Source organism: Bradyrhizobium nitroreducens, from assembly GCF_002776695.1.
GTDB lineage: Bacteria > Pseudomonadota > Alphaproteobacteria > Rhizobiales > Xanthobacteraceae > Bradyrhizobium > Bradyrhizobium nitroreducens.
Genome location: NZ_LFJC01000003.1, coordinates 7,406,921 through 7,420,502, shown reverse-complemented (window position 1 = coordinate 7,420,502; position 13,582 = coordinate 7,406,921). Strand labels below are relative to the sequence as shown.

Sequence of the window (13,582 nt, the reverse complement as noted above, 5' to 3'; positions counted from 1 at the left end):
ATGGCCGTGACAGTGAAGACCTTTGCAAGCGCAAGCGAGGCGGCCGGGGTGCTATCCTCGGACCGCAGCGCGCGCTATCTCGGCGGCGGCACGCTGGTGATGCGGGCGCTGAACGAGGGCGACGTCTCGATCTCGACGGTCGTTCGCGCCAGCGACCAGGCGCTGACCCGGATCGACGCTTCGGGGCCTCGCATCACGCTCGGCGCCGGCGTCACCTTCGCACGCGTTCTCGCCGAACGGGACCTCGCCTTCCTGCATACCCCTGCCCGTTCGATCGGCGGTCCCGCCGTGCGCAACATGGGCACGGTCGGCGGCAACCTGTTCGCGCCCAGCCCCTATGGCGATTTCACCGTGGCGCTGCTGGCGCTCGACGCCACCGTCGCCGTCGCGGGCGGCTTTGGTTCACGCGACATCCCGATCGAGGAGTTCCTGCAGGCGCGCGAACGTCAGGCCGGAACACTCGTGCTGTCGGTGTCCTGCACCCGGCCGGCAAACAGCGACGCATTCCGCTATCGCAAGATCGCGCGGATCAAGCCGAAGGGCGGTTCTGTGATCACCCTTGCCGCGCATCTGCCGATCAGCGGCGGCCGGATCGCGGGCGCCCGCATCGCGCTGGGCTCGATGGCCCCGACCCAGATCCGCGCCCGCGCCGCCGAGCGTGCGCTGGAGGGCCGCTCGCTGGACGCCGCAACCATTGCGGCCGCCGCATCCGCGGCGACCGAGGGAACATCGCCATCCGACAACGCGCTCGGCAGCGCCTGGTATCGCCGCGAGATCGTCGGCGTCCATCTGCGGCGCCTGCTGTCGGGACAGGAATAGAGCCCATGTCCAAGATACCCCTGCAATTCCGCCACAACGGTCGCGACGTCGCAATCTTCGTCGACGGCGGCACCAATCTGCTGGTGGCGCTGCGCGAGCTGATCGGCGACATGACGCCGAAATTCGGCTGCGGCCAGGGCGGCTGCGGCACCTGCAGTGTGCTTGTTGACGGCGAGCTCCACCTCTCCTGCCTGACATTGGCGGAGACTGTCGCCGGCCGCTCCGTCGAGACGCTCGACGGCATGAAGCAGGGCCCGAGCCTGCACCCTCTGCAGCGCGCCTTCGCCGACAATTTTGCCGCCCAGTGCGGCTATTGCACGCCGGGCATGCTGATGGCCGCCAAGGCGCTGCTCGACCGCAATCCCTCGCCGAGCCGCGACGAGGTCATTGAGGCGATCTCCGGCAACATCTGCCGCTGCACCGGCTACGAGCCGATCATCAATGCCATCCTGGCCGCAGCGAGCGGCCGGGTCAGCGCCTGAGGTCAACCATGCTGGAACTTCGTAAGGACATTTTCGCCGACGAGCGCGACGACAACCTCAAGGAGATCGGCAAGGGTACACAGCGCCAGGACATGCTCGGCCATGTCACGGGCACCTCGAGCTACTTCAACGACCACAAGCTGCAAGGCATGCTGCACCTGAAGGTCGTTCGCTCGACCCAGGCGCATGCGAAGATCCGCCGCATCGATACCACGGACGCAGAGCGCTCGGCCGGCGTGCGCCGGATCATTCGCGGCACCGACGTGCCGGTCAACCTCAACACGCTGCTCAGCCTGATCAACTTCGGCAAGGACGACGAGCCGTCGCTGGCCGTGGACAAGGTCCGCTACAAGGGCGAGCCGATCCTTGCCATCGTCGCCGACAGCGAGCGCGAGGCCTTCGAGGCCATCGCGAAGGTCAAGGTCGACTACGAGCCGCTGCCGACCGTGTTCGACGTCGAGGATGCGCTCAAGCCCGGCGCGCCCGTGGTCAACGAGACCTATCCGAAGAACGCCTTCATCTATCACGACGTCTACGATCACCAGCGCCTGCGCTTCGGCGACGCCGATGCCGCGCTCGCGAGCGCCGATCACGTCCTCGAGCAGCGATACCAGATGTCGCCGATCGAGCATGCGCCGACCGAGACCAACGGAGCCATTGCAGCGCCCGACACCAACGGCCGCTACGTCGTCTACACCTCGACCCAGGCGCTGTTCTTCTCGGTCGACACCTGCGCCAAGATTCTGGACGTGCCCTCGAACACGTTCCACTTCATCGGCGGTACCGTCGGCGGCGGCTTCGGCGGCAAGGTGGACACGCTGACCGAGCCACTCGCCATCCTCGGTGCGATGCTGACCGGGCGCCCCGTCCGCTACGTGTTCGGCCGCGAGGAGGAAATGCAGTACGGCCCGCCGCGTGGTGCCGAGCGCATCTACATCAAGGACGGCGTGATGCGCGATGGCCGCATCGTCGCACGCAAGATCCGCGCTCTCTTCGACAGCGGCGCCTATACGCGGCTGTCGAGCTATGCCGCGGTGAAGTGCGCCGCGCATCTGCCGGGCCCCTACACCATCCCGAACGTCTATGGTGACGTCTATTGCGTCTTCACCAATCGCACGCCTGCGACCGCCATGCGTGGCTTCGGCGTCACGGCGATGGACTTTGCCATCGAGTGCCAGATGGACAAGCTGGCCAACCTCGTCGGCATGGACCCGATGGAGTTTCGGATTCTGAACGCCTATCGCGACGGCGACATGAAGGCGCACCGGCGCGAGGCCAAGAACACCGCGCTGATCGAGTGCGTCCAGGTCGCGGCCGAGAAGGCCAAATGGCCGATCCGCGAGGAGTTCAAGCGGGCGTCCTCGCGCAAGGACGGCGGCGGCAGCCGTGCGGCCATCCCGCCGACGCCGACGGATTCTTCGCGCACGAGGCCAGCCGCGCCGGTCCAGCAGCGCACCAGTTACGACCGGCTTCCGCCCACCGTCACCCGTGAACCGCCGCGCGATCCGCCGCCACCCGCGCCGCCGCCTCCCCCACCACGCCCGGCCGCGCCGTCCCACGGCGCGACGCGGTTCTCCTCCGTGTTCGGGACGAGGAGGCGCTGACATGACCAGGCACCGCGGACGCGGCATGGCGTCGATCAATTATCCCATCGGCATGAATCTCGGCGGCGATCCGAGCCAGGCCCTGGTTCACTCCAATCCCAGCGGCAAGTTCACCGTGGCCTTGTCGTCGATCGACCTCGGCCAGGGCATGAAATCGGTGACGCGGCAGATCTGCGCCGAGACGCTGGGTGTGCCGGTCGAGGACGTCTATGTCGACACGGCGGATTCCGACACCGGCCCGCATTGCATGGGCTCGTTCGCCTCGCGCGGCACCCACCGCGTCGGCAACGCCGTGATGGCCGCCGCGCGAGAGGCCCGCGGCGTGATGATGGAAGCGGCGGCCGAGGAGCTCGAGGTCAACGCCGCCGATCTCGAAACCGACGGCCGGGGCAATATCCACGTCAAGGGCGCGCCGCACCGTTCGATCTCGACCAAGGATGTCGCGATTGCCGCGCAGTTCAAGCAGGGCAAGACCATCTCGGGCCGCGGCATCTTTCTCGTTCCCCTCTCCAACGTCGATCCGGAGACCGGCGAGATGTCGCCGGCAACCTGCTATGCCCATGCCTGCCTCGTCGCCGAGGTCGAGGTCGACGACGAGACCGGCGAGGTCGCGATGGTCCGCATGGATTCCGCCTATGAGCTCGGCCGCGCCCTCAACCCGCGGCTGGTCGAGCAGCAGCTGGTCGGCGGCGCCTGGATGGGCGTCAGCCACGCGCTCTACGAGACGCCGGAGCCCTATTATCCCGATCCCGTGCACGGCCCGCGCGACTTCGTCGAATACCTCATGCCCGGCCCCGGCGACATCTGTCCGCACGATATTGCCGTGCTCGAACGGCCCGCTCCTGACGGCCCCTTCGGCGCCAAGGGTCCCGGGGAGATGTGCGCCAACCCGGTGCTGCCGGCCGTTGCGAATGCAATCTTCAACGCCGTTGGCGTCCGCATCGACGAACTGCCGATCACGCCCGAAAAGGTGTTGCGCGCGATCAAGGCCCAGGGCGGCGCACGGCCGCAGGCACGGCGCTAGAGGATCAACCGTGGCGGTTCGCAGCAACATCGTCGGCATCGACAGCCCGGAGGCGCTGGAGAAGGCGCTGCGCGCCGCCTATTACCTTGCCGACGAGGGCCTAGCGACCGCTGCCTATCTCGGCCTCGCGCTCGGCAAGCCCCTGCTGCTGGAGGGCGCGCCCGGCGTCGGCAAGACGGAGGCCGCCAAGGCCATTGCCGCCGTGCTCGGCCGGCGCCTGATCCGCCTGCAATGCTACGAGGGGATAGATGCCTCTGCAGCACTGTATGAGTGGAACTACCCGCGCCAGATGCTGGCGATCCGCCAGGCCGGTGACGAGAGCATCGACATCTATGGCGAGACCTTCCTGATCGAGCGGCCGATGCTGGCCGCGCTCCGCGCGCCCGATTCCGCCGTGCTCCTGATCGACGAGATCGACCGCGCCGATCAGGAGTTCGAGGCCTTCCTGCTCGAATTCCTCTCCGACTTCCAGATCTCGATTCCCGAGCGCGGCACGGTGCGCGCGGCCGAACGCCCCGTGGTCGTGCTGACATCGAACCGGACGCGTGATCTGCACGAGGCCCTGCGCCGCCGCTGCGTCTATCACTGGATCGACTATCCCAGCGCCGAGCGCGAGGCGCGGATCATCATGATGCGCGCCTCCAGCGTCGCCGAGGCCACCGCCCGCGCCGTCGTCGCGGCCGTGGAGAAGTTGCGGCGCGAACCGCTGAGCAAGGCGCCAGGCATTGCCGAGGCCGTCGACTGGGCCGAGGCCGCGACGCTGCTGCACAAAGGCGGCGCGCGCTGGCCGGATGCGTTCAAGCGCTCGATCGGCGTGGCGCTGAAGGACGAAGAGGATCTGCACTTCATCTCGCCGCGGCTCGATGCCATGCTCGCGGAGGCGACGGCATGACCATCGAGCCGCAGCTCCCGCGCGCCGCACGCATCTTCGTTGCCTTCGTGCCCTTGCTGCGCGCGAACGGCTTTGCCGTGGCCCCGGAGCAGACCACGACGTTCCTGGCGGCGATCGAGCTGCTCGGCCCGCGCAGCATCGAGCATGTCAGGCAGGCCGCGCTGGCGACGCTGGCTCCGCCGCCCGAGCGCCGCGCCACCTTCGACCGGTTGTTCGACCTTCATTTTCGCGGCAGCGAGGCGATCGAGCGTACCGAAGATGGAGAGGACGACGAGACGGTCCGCCTGCAAGAGGAAGGCCGCGGCGACGAGGAGCCCCTGCTCTCCGACGACGCCAGCGAGTCCGGCCTGACCGCGACGCGCGCCGAGGCGCTGGTCGAGCGACGTTTCGCTCAACTCTCCACGACCGATGCGCTACGGCGCCTGACGCGCGAGGCGCCGCGGCGCCTGCCGCGGCGGCGTGGACATCGCCGCATGCGCGCCCGCCGCGGGCCGTTTGCCGATCTGCGCCGCACCTTGCGCGACTCCGTCCGCAGCGACGGCGAGATCCTGCGGCTCGGCCACATGAAGCGGCGCCAGCGCCCGCGCAAGATGCTGCTGCTGATCGACGTCTCCGGCTCGATGAAGAGCCGCACCGAGGAGAACATGAGGCTCGCGCATGCGCTGGTGCAGGCGGCCCCCAACGTCGAGGTGTTCACTTTCGGCACGCGGCTGACCCGCATCACGCGTCCGCTGCGGTTGAAGCGCCGCGAGCAGGCCATGAACGCCGCCGCGCATCTGGTCAGCGACTGGGACGGCGGCACCCGCATCGGCGACGCGCTGCAGGCCTTTCTCGGCGTGCCCCGCTTCGGCGGCTATGCCCGCGGCGCCGCCGTGGTGATCGTCTCGGACGGACTGGAGCGCGGCGAGACCGACGCGCTGCGCGACGCCGTCGCGAGATTGTCGCGGCGGGCCTGGCGCCTGAGCTGGCTGACGCCGCTGGCGACAAGCCCCGGATTCCGCCCGCAGACCGAGGCGCTCGTCGCCATCGAGCGCTTCGTCGATGACCTCGTGGATGGCGGTTCGAGCGCGTCGATCGTCGCTCATATTCTGGCGTTGGGACGAAGGAGAGCGGCGTGACCGACATCGTCGACGGCCATCATCACATCTGGCGGCAGGCCGACCTGCCCTGGCTGACCGGTCCCATGCAGCCCCGCATCTTCGGCCCGTATGAGCCGATCCGGCGCGACTATCCGCTTCGCGAATATCTCGATGACCTCAAGGGCACCGGCGTCACCCGCTCGGTCTACGTGCAGACCAACTGGGCCAACGACCGCTTCGAGGACGAGGCGGCCTGGGTGCAACAGACCGCGAGCGAGCACGGCTGGCCGCACGCGATCGTCGCCTATGCCGATTTTGCCGTCGACGACGTACGCCCGCAGCTCGATCGCCTGAAGCGCTATCCACTTGTGCGCGGCGTGCGCATGCAGCTGCACTGGCACGAGAACCCGCTGTATCGCTTCGCCGCCCGCCCGGACCTCTGCGCCGATCCAACGATCCGCCGCAACGTCGCGCATCTCGCCGGCTATGGCTGGAGCTTCGACCTGCAGGTGTTCACGCCGCAGATGCCGGACGCCGCAGCGCTGGCCGAAGCCTGCCCCGACGTGACCTTCATCCTCCAGCATGCCGGCATGCTGGAGGATCTCTCGCCGGCGGGCCGCGCGGCCTGGCGCGGCGGGATGGCCCGGCTTGCCGCCTGTCCGAACGTCGTCTCAAAGCTGTCCGGGCTCGGCACCTTCATCCATCGCAACGATCCCGCGCACATCGCCGCCGTGCTCACGGATACCGTCGCGATCTTCAGCGCCGAGCGCTGCCTGTTCGGCTCCAATTTCCCGATCGAGAAATTGTGGACCAGCTATCGCGAGCTCGTCGGCGCCTTTCGCGCGGCCGCCGCGCCGTTCAGTGCGGAGCAGCAGGACGCCATCTTCAGGACGACGGCGACGCGCGTTTATCGGCTTTGACAAACAAGAAAACGGATGAGGGAGGGAAACGAATGGCGCTGGAGATCAAGATCCTGGACTACGGCGATATCGAGCTGGAATCGAGCTTTCTGGTGCTCGGCCGCGACTGTGGCCGCACCCGCCGCGTCCTCACCCTCGGCTTTTTGATCCTCGGGGGGAAATATCCGGTCGTGGTCGACACCGGCTACCGCTCCAACCAGATCATGGAAACGCTGGGCATGCGGGGCTTGCAATACCACGAGAACATGATCGAGAACCAGCTCGCGCGCCACGGCGTGCGCATGGGCGACGTCCGCTTCGTCTGCCACACCCATCTGCACATCGACCATGCCGGCAAGGACGATCTGTTCCCGATGAACACGACCGTCGTGCTCAACCGCAAGGAGCTCGAATATTCCGTCTCCGGCCTGATGCATCCGCAATATCCCGCCCCCGACATCAAGCACCTGATCGACCGCCTGCACACCAAGAGTGCGCTGCGCTTCCTGGACCTCGAGATCACCGGTCCGATCGAGCTGATGCCCGGCGTCTACTGCGACGCCGCCAATGCACACACCGAGGGCTCGATGAACGTCATCGTCGAGACGGCCGATGGCATCGCGACCATCTGCGGCGACGTGATCTACGATTTCAACGACCAGATCGTGACGCCCTTCAACGAGATCCATGATTGGGAGCCGCGCACGACGGGCAACCACGGCACCAGCAAGCGGGCGGAGAAGGCCTCGATCAAGAAGCTCCTCAGCAATTCGCGCTATCTGCTGCCGGTGCATGATCGCCCCGCCAAGATCGAAGGCGGCAACGTCGTCGGACGCCTGCACGATCAGGTCCCCGGCCCGATCGTGCAATCGCTGCCCGCGCGCAACTGGTTCCCGGCATAGCCCGACGTGAGGATCGACCGATGACGCACGTCACCTTGCGAAGCGAATTCGAAACTTTGATCGACCCCTATGCGCCGGTCGCGCAGGTCGGCACCGGCTTCGACTTCACGGAGGGGCCGATCTGGCATCCGGTCGATCACTATCTCTTGTTCTCGGACATGCCGGGCGACGTCCGCCGACGCTGGGATGCGTGGCGGGGCGTGGCCGAGGTCAAGCGTCCCTCCAACAAATGCAACGGCATGACCTATGATGCCGAGCTCAACCTGATCGTCTGCGAGCACGCGACATCGCAGCTAGTCCGCGAACGGCCGGACGGGCGGCGCGAGGTGCTGGCCTCTCATTACCAGGGCCAGGAGCTGAACAGCCCGAACGACGTCTGCGTGCACTCCTCCGGCGCGATCTATTTCTCGGATCCATGGTACGGCCGCATGCCGGTCTACGGCGTCGAGCGGCCGCGCCAGCTCGGTTTCCAGGGCGTCTATCGCGTCTTGCCCGGCGGCGAGCCGAAGCTCGTGGTCGAGCGCAATTTGTTCGACCAGCCCAACGGGCTGTGCTTCTCGCCGGACGAGACGCTGCTCTATGTCAACGACACCGTGCAGGCGCTGATCCGCGTCTTCGACGTCAACGCCGACGGCTCGCTGTCGAATGCGCGGGTGTTCGCGAGCGGCATCCGCTCCGAGCTGGAGGCCGGCCTGCCCGACGGCATGAAATGCGACCAGCACGGCAATGTCTGGGTCACCGCGCCGGGCGGCGTCTGGGTCTACTCGCCGCGCGGCGAGGTGCTCGGCAAGGTCCGGGTGCCCGAGATGGTCGCCAACCTCGCCTGGGGCGGACCGGATTTCCGCACGCTGTATCTGACGTCAACGCATTCCGTCTACGCCATTCCGACCAAGGTCGGCCCGCGGCATGAGCCCTATATGGCTGGCCGGCGAAGCGGCGGCGGCCAGGCGGCAAGCGCCTCGCCGGCGGCGCCTATCCTCGCCGACGGCGAGATGCGGCTGGACCCGCAGCGCTGCGCCATGATCATCCAGGACCTGCAGAACGACGTCATCATGGACGGCGGCGCCTTCGCCGAATCCGGTGCGCCCGGCCACGCGAAGCAACAGCATGTCGTCGAGAATGTCCGGCGCCTGGCAGAGACCGCGCGGGCCCGCGGCGTCGCCATCATCCACGTCTGGTTCGTCGTCGAGCCCGGCGCGCCCGGCGTGACGCTGAACGCACCACTGTTCGAGGGCCTCGTCGACAGCAAGGCGATGGTGCGCGGAAGCTGGGGAGCGGCGCCGGTCTCCGGCCTGGAGCCACGGCCCGGTGACTTCGTCGTCGAGAAGATGCGCATGAGCGCCTGGGAAGGCACCCGGCTGGAGACCATCCTCAAAGCGACCGGCCGCGACATGATCATCAACACCGGCGCCTGGACCAACATGTCGGTCGAGCACACGGCGCGCACCGGCGCCGACAAGGGCTATTTCATGATCGTGCCCGAGGATTGCTGCTCGACCATGAATGCCGATTGGCACAACGCCTCGATCAATTTCGCCATGCAGAACGTTGCCGTGGTGACCAGGGCCGATGCCGTGATCAGAGCATTGGGATGAGCCGTGGCGAAGCTCCTGCATTTGTCCTGCTCGCCCCGTGCCGAGTCCGAGTCGAACGCCGGCGCACGCGTGTTTCTCGAGAGCTTCCGCAGGGCCCGGCCGAATTGGGACGTCGATATCGTCGACATCTGGCGCGAGCGCATGCCGGAATTCACCGGCCCTCTCATCGAGGCCAAATATGCGCGCATGAAGGCTCAGGCCTTCACCGCGGCGCAACGTGACAGCTTTGCGGAAGCCGAGCGAATGGCAGTGCGTTTTGCGTTGGCCGATCGGGTGCTGATCTCCACGCCGATGTGGAATTTTGGCATTCCCTACAAGCTGAAGCAGTGGTTCGACATCATCGTCCAGCCCGGGCTCACGTTTCGGTTCGATCCATCGCTGGGCTATCTCCCGCTGCTGAAGGATCGGCCGACGCTCGTCATTCTCGCCAGCGGCAGCGATTTCTCCACCGGCATGAATCGCGGACGCATCGACATGGCGACGCCCTACCTACGGGAAATCCTGCGCTTCGTCGGCATCAGCAATGTCAGCTTCGTGCCCGTCGGCCCAACCACCGGGCCGCAACAGCCGATCGAGGCTGCGCGTGAGAGGGCCCATCATCGCCTCGCTGCAATGGCCACGACCTTCTGAAGCTGGAATCGATCTGGGATCCAAGTCAGCGCGACTCCGACCGCCATGCCGGCGGGATCGACGATCAGCATGGATACGCTGCCATGTCACTCCTGGAGCGCCTCCTCGCGCCGGGCGCGGATCGTGGGCAGCATGATCAGGAGGATCGCGACGGCGGCGGCGGCCAGGAGGCCGGCCGAGATCGGCGACGTCAGTAGCGCGGTGGCGTCGCCCCGCGACAGCACCATGGCACGGCGGAAATTCTCCTCGATCGCCGGGCCGAGAACCAGGCCCAGCAGCAGCGGCGCCGCCGGCAGTTGCAGCTTGATCAGCACATAGCCGAACACGCAGAACACCGCCGCCTCATAGACCTCGAACGTTCCGCTGTTGATGGAATAGACGCCGATCGAGCAGAACACCATGATCGCCGGGAACAAATAGCGATAGGGAATGGTGAGCAGCTTGACCCAGAGGCCGACCAGCGGAAGATTGAGGATCAGCAGCATGAGATTGCCGACCCACATTGAGGCAATCAGGCCCCAGAACAGGGTCGGGTTCTTCGTCATCACCTCGGGGCCCGGATGGATGTTGTGGATGTTCATGGCCCCGACCATCAGGGCCATCACGACGTTGGAGGGAACGCCGAGGGTCAGCAGCGGGATGAACGAGGTCTGCGCACCGGCGTTGTTCGCGGACTCCGGGCCGGCGACGCCCTCGATGGCGCCTTTGCCGAACTGCTCGGGATGCCGCGAAAGCTTCTTCTCCAGCGTATAGGACGCAAAGGACGACAGCACCGCGCCGCCCCCGGGCAGCACGCCCAGCAGCGTGCCGAGCGCCGTACCGCGCAGCATCGCCGGCACCATGCGCCGGAAATCGTCACGGGTCGGAAACAGATTGGTGATCTTCTGGGTGACCAGTGACAGTTTGTCGTCCTGCTCGAGATTCTTGACGATCTCGGCAAAGCCGAAGATGCCCATCGCCAGCGGCACGAAATCTAGCCCGTCGAACAGCTGGGGAATGCCGAAGGCAAAGCGCTGGCTGCCGCTGTTCAAATCGGTGCCGACGAGGCTCAAGAGCATGCCGAGCACGACCATGCCGATGCCCTCGATGAACGGACCGCTCGACAGCACCGAGGCCAGGATCAGGCCGAGGATCATCAGCGCGAAGAATTCCTTGGGGCCGAACAGCAGCGCGGTTGCGGTCAGCGGCCCCGCGAGCGCCGCCAAGGCGAGCGTAGCGACGCATCCAGCGAAGAAGGAGCCGATGGCGGCGGTGGCAAGCGCCACCCCGGCGCGGCCCTGCTTCGCCATCTGGTATCCGTCGATCGTGGTCACGACGGACGAGGACTCACCAGGGAGATTGACCACGATGGCCGTGGTCGAACCGCCATATTGTGCGCCGTAATAGATGCCGGCGAGCATGATCAGTGCGGCGTCCGGCTGCAGCGCATAGGTGATCGGCAGCAGCATCGCGATGGTCGCGAGCGGACCGAGGCCTGGAAGCACGCCGATCAGGGTACCGAGCAGGCAGCCGAAGAAGGCGTAGAGGAGATTGGCGGGCTGGGCCGCCGTGGCAAAGCCAACCGCCAGATTATGAAAGAGATCCATCGACCGGCTCGATCAGGTGAGAAGGGACGGCCAGACGGGCAATGGCAGCCCGAGGCCGTAGACGAAGACGGCAAGGCAAAGCACGATCAGCACAGCGGCGTTGGTCAGCGCTCCGATCCAGGTGAATTCGGAACTCGCCCTGCTCGACACCACGATCAGCACGAACAGCGCGCCGACGAGGCCGAGCGGAAACAAGAGGGCCCCGAACAGGATCACCGAACCGGTGATCCAGGCGAGCCCCTTGAGGTCCCATTTGCGTAGCGCCTGCCGGTCCGCGGCCGGCTTCATCGCGCCGAACATCACGACAAGTCCGATGGCGGCGAGCACGATCGCGAGCAGGCGCGGGAAATAGCCCGGCCCCATCTTCGCCGCCGTGCCTGCCGGATATTGCAGCGCGGTTGCGAAGAAGAAGACCGCAAAGGCAAGGAACAGGACGCCGGACGCAAAGGCCCTGTGATTGCGGATTGCCAATCCCTTCATTCCCGTCCTCCGTTCTCATCCGAGCCGGCCTTCGCGGAGCGCTCCTCGAGGGCCTCCATCAGGACCGGCACGCCGATCGCACAGGCGTGCACGCCGAGATGCGCCGTCATCTGGAGAACCTGGCGGATCTCGCGCTGGTCGATCCCGAGCCGCAAGGCCCGCCTGATCTGCAGCCGCAGCCCTTGCGGGTTGAGCGCGGTGAAGCAGGCATTCAAGGCGAGCGAGATCAGGCATTGCGAGCGCTGGTCGAGACCGTCGCCCGTGCCCCGGTCCACGAGAAGATCGAGCAGGACGGCGAGATAGCCGGGATCGGAACGCAGCCATTGCTCGCAGAAATCCGGCCAGTCGCCGAACTGCGCAACGTAGACATCGCGCAACGCCTGCTGCTGTTTCGTAAGCTCGACGCGATCGGCCTGAATTCCGGCGCTCGCCAGTTCCTCAGTGAGGATGCCAATGCCGACGTTGCAGCCGTCCAGCCCTTGAACCGTGGCGAGGCGAAAGACGTCGATGATCTCCCGCGCCGTGGCGCCTTCCTGCAGCGCGAGGCGAAGGTGCAGCGCGAGGCCGGAGCGGAACAGATGCGTCGACGAGCCGTCGAGCGCGACGTAGATCAGCTCGCACATCTTGCGAGACAGCGGCCCCTTCTCTGCGGCATAGCCCCCATACCTGCCGTAGGCCTGAAGAAACTCGGGATCAAAACGCAACAGGCCTTCTGTCCAAGGCCGCCAATAGCCGCGCGCCCTGACATAGGCCTCTTTCAGCGCCTGCTGTTCCGGCGTCAGATCGGACATCACGATGATCCCATCAGGCAATGTTGGTCAAGGTAATGCCGCCATCGACGGTGAGCACCTGCGCTGAGATGAAGCCGGCCTCGTCGCCGGCGAGGAAGCAGATCGCCTTGGCGATGTCGTCGACCGTGCCGAGCCGGCCGAGCGGCGTTCGCGCCACACGGCGTGCGTCGAGCTCGGCATTGCGGTTGCGCATGGTTCCCTCGGTCGGGATAGCCGAGGGCGCCACCGCATTGACGCGGATGTTGCGCGCGCCAAGCTCGGCCGCGGCCGCGCGCGTGATGCCCATGACGCCGGCCTTGATGCCGCTGTAGACGATGCTGTTCTTGGCCGAGATCAGGCCTGCGACCGAGGCGACGTTGACGATGGCGCCGCCGCGCTCCGCATCCATGACCTCCGCGGCCGCCTGGATTCCCCAGATGATCGCCTTGAAGCCGATGTTGAGCATGCGATCGACGGTTTCCGGCGCAATGTCCGGAACGGATTGATAGCGGACCCAGGCCGCGTTGTTGACGAGGATGTCGAAACGCTTCTGTTGCTGCGCCAATGCCAGCACGGCCTGCCGCATGCCGTCGCGGCTTGAGACGTCCTGCGTGACGGCCACCGCATTGCCGCCTGCGGCCTCGATGGCGGCCACGGTGCTCTCGACGAATTCCGGCTTCAGGTCGTTGACGCCGACGATCGCGCCACGGGCGGCGAGCTTGAGCGCGGTCGCACGGCCGATGCCGTTTCCGGCGCCGGTGACGAGCGCGACGCGGCCCGCGAGCGTCTGATCCCTGATTTCGGTCATGGCAATCTCCTT

The 13,582-nt window shown here is 66.6% G+C and carries 14 protein-coding genes; 10 read left to right on the top strand and 4 right to left on the bottom strand.

Annotation, left to right across the window (positions count from 1 at the left end):
- The 10 genes from TSA1_RS35115 to TSA1_RS35070 are packed head-to-tail and all read left to right on the top strand — an operon-like array spanning position 1 to position 9,926.
- Entirely contained in the window at positions 1 to 819 is an 819-nt protein-coding gene (locus TSA1_RS35115) for an FAD binding domain-containing protein (protein ID WP_100180309.1), read from the top strand.
- Positions 820 to 824: 5 nt separating this feature from the next.
- Positions 825 to 1,301, top strand: a complete 477-nt coding sequence (locus TSA1_RS35110; RefSeq protein WP_100180308.1) for a (2Fe-2S)-binding protein — start codon at positions 825 to 827, stop codon at positions 1,299 to 1,301.
- A gap of 8 nt (positions 1,302 to 1,309) precedes the next feature.
- The gene (locus TSA1_RS35105) at positions 1,310 to 2,905 is read left to right on the top strand and encodes a xanthine dehydrogenase family protein molybdopterin-binding subunit (RefSeq protein WP_100180307.1); all 1,596 of its coding nucleotides are present in this window, start codon (positions 1,310 to 1,312) and stop codon (positions 2,903 to 2,905) included.
- 1 nt (position 2,906) lies between these two features.
- Complete coding sequence (locus TSA1_RS35100) at positions 2,907 to 3,929, top strand: xanthine dehydrogenase family protein molybdopterin-binding subunit (protein ID WP_100180306.1); 1,023 nt, start codon at positions 2,907 to 2,909, stop codon at positions 3,927 to 3,929.
- Positions 3,930 to 3,939: 10 nt separating this feature from the next.
- Entirely contained in the window at positions 3,940 to 4,821 is an 882-nt protein-coding gene (locus tag TSA1_RS35095; RefSeq protein WP_100180305.1) for an AAA family ATPase, read from the top strand.
- Positions 4,818 to 5,939 carry a vWA domain-containing protein gene (locus TSA1_RS35090; RefSeq protein ID WP_100180304.1) on the top strand — a complete coding sequence of 374 codons (1,122 nt, stop codon included), beginning with the start codon at positions 4,818 to 4,820 and terminating at the stop codon, positions 5,937 to 5,939. Before TSA1_RS35095 ends, TSA1_RS35090 begins: the two co-directional genes overlap by 4 nt.
- Positions 5,936 to 6,820 (top strand): amidohydrolase family protein, encoded by an 885-nt coding sequence (locus TSA1_RS35085; RefSeq protein ID WP_100180303.1) that lies wholly within the window; start codon positions 5,936 to 5,938, stop codon positions 6,818 to 6,820. The genes TSA1_RS35090 and TSA1_RS35085 overlap by 4 nt, the downstream gene beginning before the upstream one ends.
- Positions 6,821 to 6,852: 32 nt before the next feature.
- Entirely contained in the window at positions 6,853 to 7,701 is an 849-nt protein-coding gene (locus TSA1_RS35080) for an N-acyl homoserine lactonase family protein (protein WP_018318076.1), read from the top strand.
- A 20-nt stretch (positions 7,702 to 7,721) separates the two neighbouring features.
- A complete protein-coding gene (locus TSA1_RS35075) occupies positions 7,722 to 9,296 on the top strand; it encodes an isochorismatase family protein (RefSeq protein WP_100180302.1) in 1,575 nt (524 codons plus the stop codon).
- Positions 9,297 to 9,299: 3 nt separating this feature from the next.
- The gene (locus TSA1_RS35070) at positions 9,300 to 9,926 is read left to right on the top strand and encodes an FMN-dependent NADH-azoreductase (RefSeq protein ID WP_100180301.1); all 627 of its coding nucleotides are present in this window, start codon (positions 9,300 to 9,302) and stop codon (positions 9,924 to 9,926) included.
- Positions 9,927 to 10,012: 86 nt separating this feature from the next.
- Here the strand turns inward: TSA1_RS35070 and TSA1_RS35065 are convergent, their stop codons facing one another.
- From TSA1_RS35065 to TSA1_RS35050, 4 genes are read right to left on the bottom strand one after another with little or no spacing between them, the layout of a single operon-like run.
- Positions 10,013 to 11,512, bottom strand: a complete 1,500-nt coding sequence (locus TSA1_RS35065; protein WP_100180300.1) for a tripartite tricarboxylate transporter permease — start codon at positions 11,510 to 11,512, stop codon at positions 10,013 to 10,015.
- Positions 11,513 to 11,524: 12 nt separating this feature from the next.
- Positions 11,525 to 11,992, bottom strand: a complete 468-nt coding sequence (locus tag TSA1_RS35060) for a tripartite tricarboxylate transporter TctB family protein (RefSeq protein WP_100180299.1) — start codon at positions 11,990 to 11,992, stop codon at positions 11,525 to 11,527.
- Positions 11,989 to 12,783: a carboxymuconolactone decarboxylase family protein gene (locus TSA1_RS35055; RefSeq protein ID WP_100180298.1), complete on the bottom strand. Its 795-nt coding sequence runs from the start codon at positions 12,781 to 12,783 to the stop codon at positions 11,989 to 11,991. Before TSA1_RS35055 ends, TSA1_RS35060 begins: the two co-directional genes overlap by 4 nt.
- Before the next feature lie 13 nt (positions 12,784 to 12,796).
- Positions 12,797 to 13,570 carry an SDR family NAD(P)-dependent oxidoreductase gene (locus TSA1_RS35050; RefSeq protein WP_100181513.1) on the bottom strand — a complete coding sequence of 258 codons (774 nt, stop codon included), beginning with the start codon at positions 13,568 to 13,570 and terminating at the stop codon, positions 12,797 to 12,799.
- Positions 13,571 to 13,582: the final 12 nt, after the last annotated feature.

Excerpts from the sequence above, each read along its gene's own strand:
- TSA1_RS35060 (WP_100180299.1), bottom strand. The coding sequence starts at position 11,992 with ATGAAGGGATTGGCAATCCGCAATCACAGGGCCTTTGCGTCCGGCGTC.
- TSA1_RS35075 (WP_100180302.1), top strand. The coding sequence starts at position 7,722 with ATGACGCACGTCACCTTGCGAAGCGAATTCGAAACTTTGATCGACCCC.
- TSA1_RS35090 (WP_100180304.1), top strand. The coding sequence starts at position 4,818 with ATGACCATCGAGCCGCAGCTCCCGCGCGCCGCACGCATCTTCGTTGCC.
- TSA1_RS35100 (WP_100180306.1), top strand. The coding sequence starts at position 2,907 with ATGACCAGGCACCGCGGACGCGGCATGGCGTCGATCAATTATCCCATC.
- TSA1_RS35105 (WP_100180307.1), top strand. The coding sequence starts at position 1,310 with ATGCTGGAACTTCGTAAGGACATTTTCGCCGACGAGCGCGACGACAAC.
- TSA1_RS35110 (WP_100180308.1), top strand. The coding sequence starts at position 825 with ATGTCCAAGATACCCCTGCAATTCCGCCACAACGGTCGCGACGTCGCA.
- TSA1_RS35080 (WP_018318076.1), top strand. The coding sequence starts at position 6,853 with ATGGCGCTGGAGATCAAGATCCTGGACTACGGCGATATCGAGCTGGAA.
- TSA1_RS35055 (WP_100180298.1), bottom strand. The coding sequence starts at position 12,783 with ATGTCCGATCTGACGCCGGAACAGCAGGCGCTGAAAGAGGCCTATGTC.
- TSA1_RS35050 (WP_100181513.1), bottom strand. The coding sequence starts at position 13,570 with ATGACCGAAATCAGGGATCAGACGCTCGCGGGCCGCGTCGCGCTCGTC.
- TSA1_RS35065 (WP_100180300.1), bottom strand. The coding sequence starts at position 11,512 with ATGGATCTCTTTCATAATCTGGCGGTTGGCTTTGCCACGGCGGCCCAG.
- TSA1_RS35115 (WP_100180309.1), top strand. The coding sequence starts at position 1 with ATGGCCGTGACAGTGAAGACCTTTGCAAGCGCAAGCGAGGCGGCCGGG.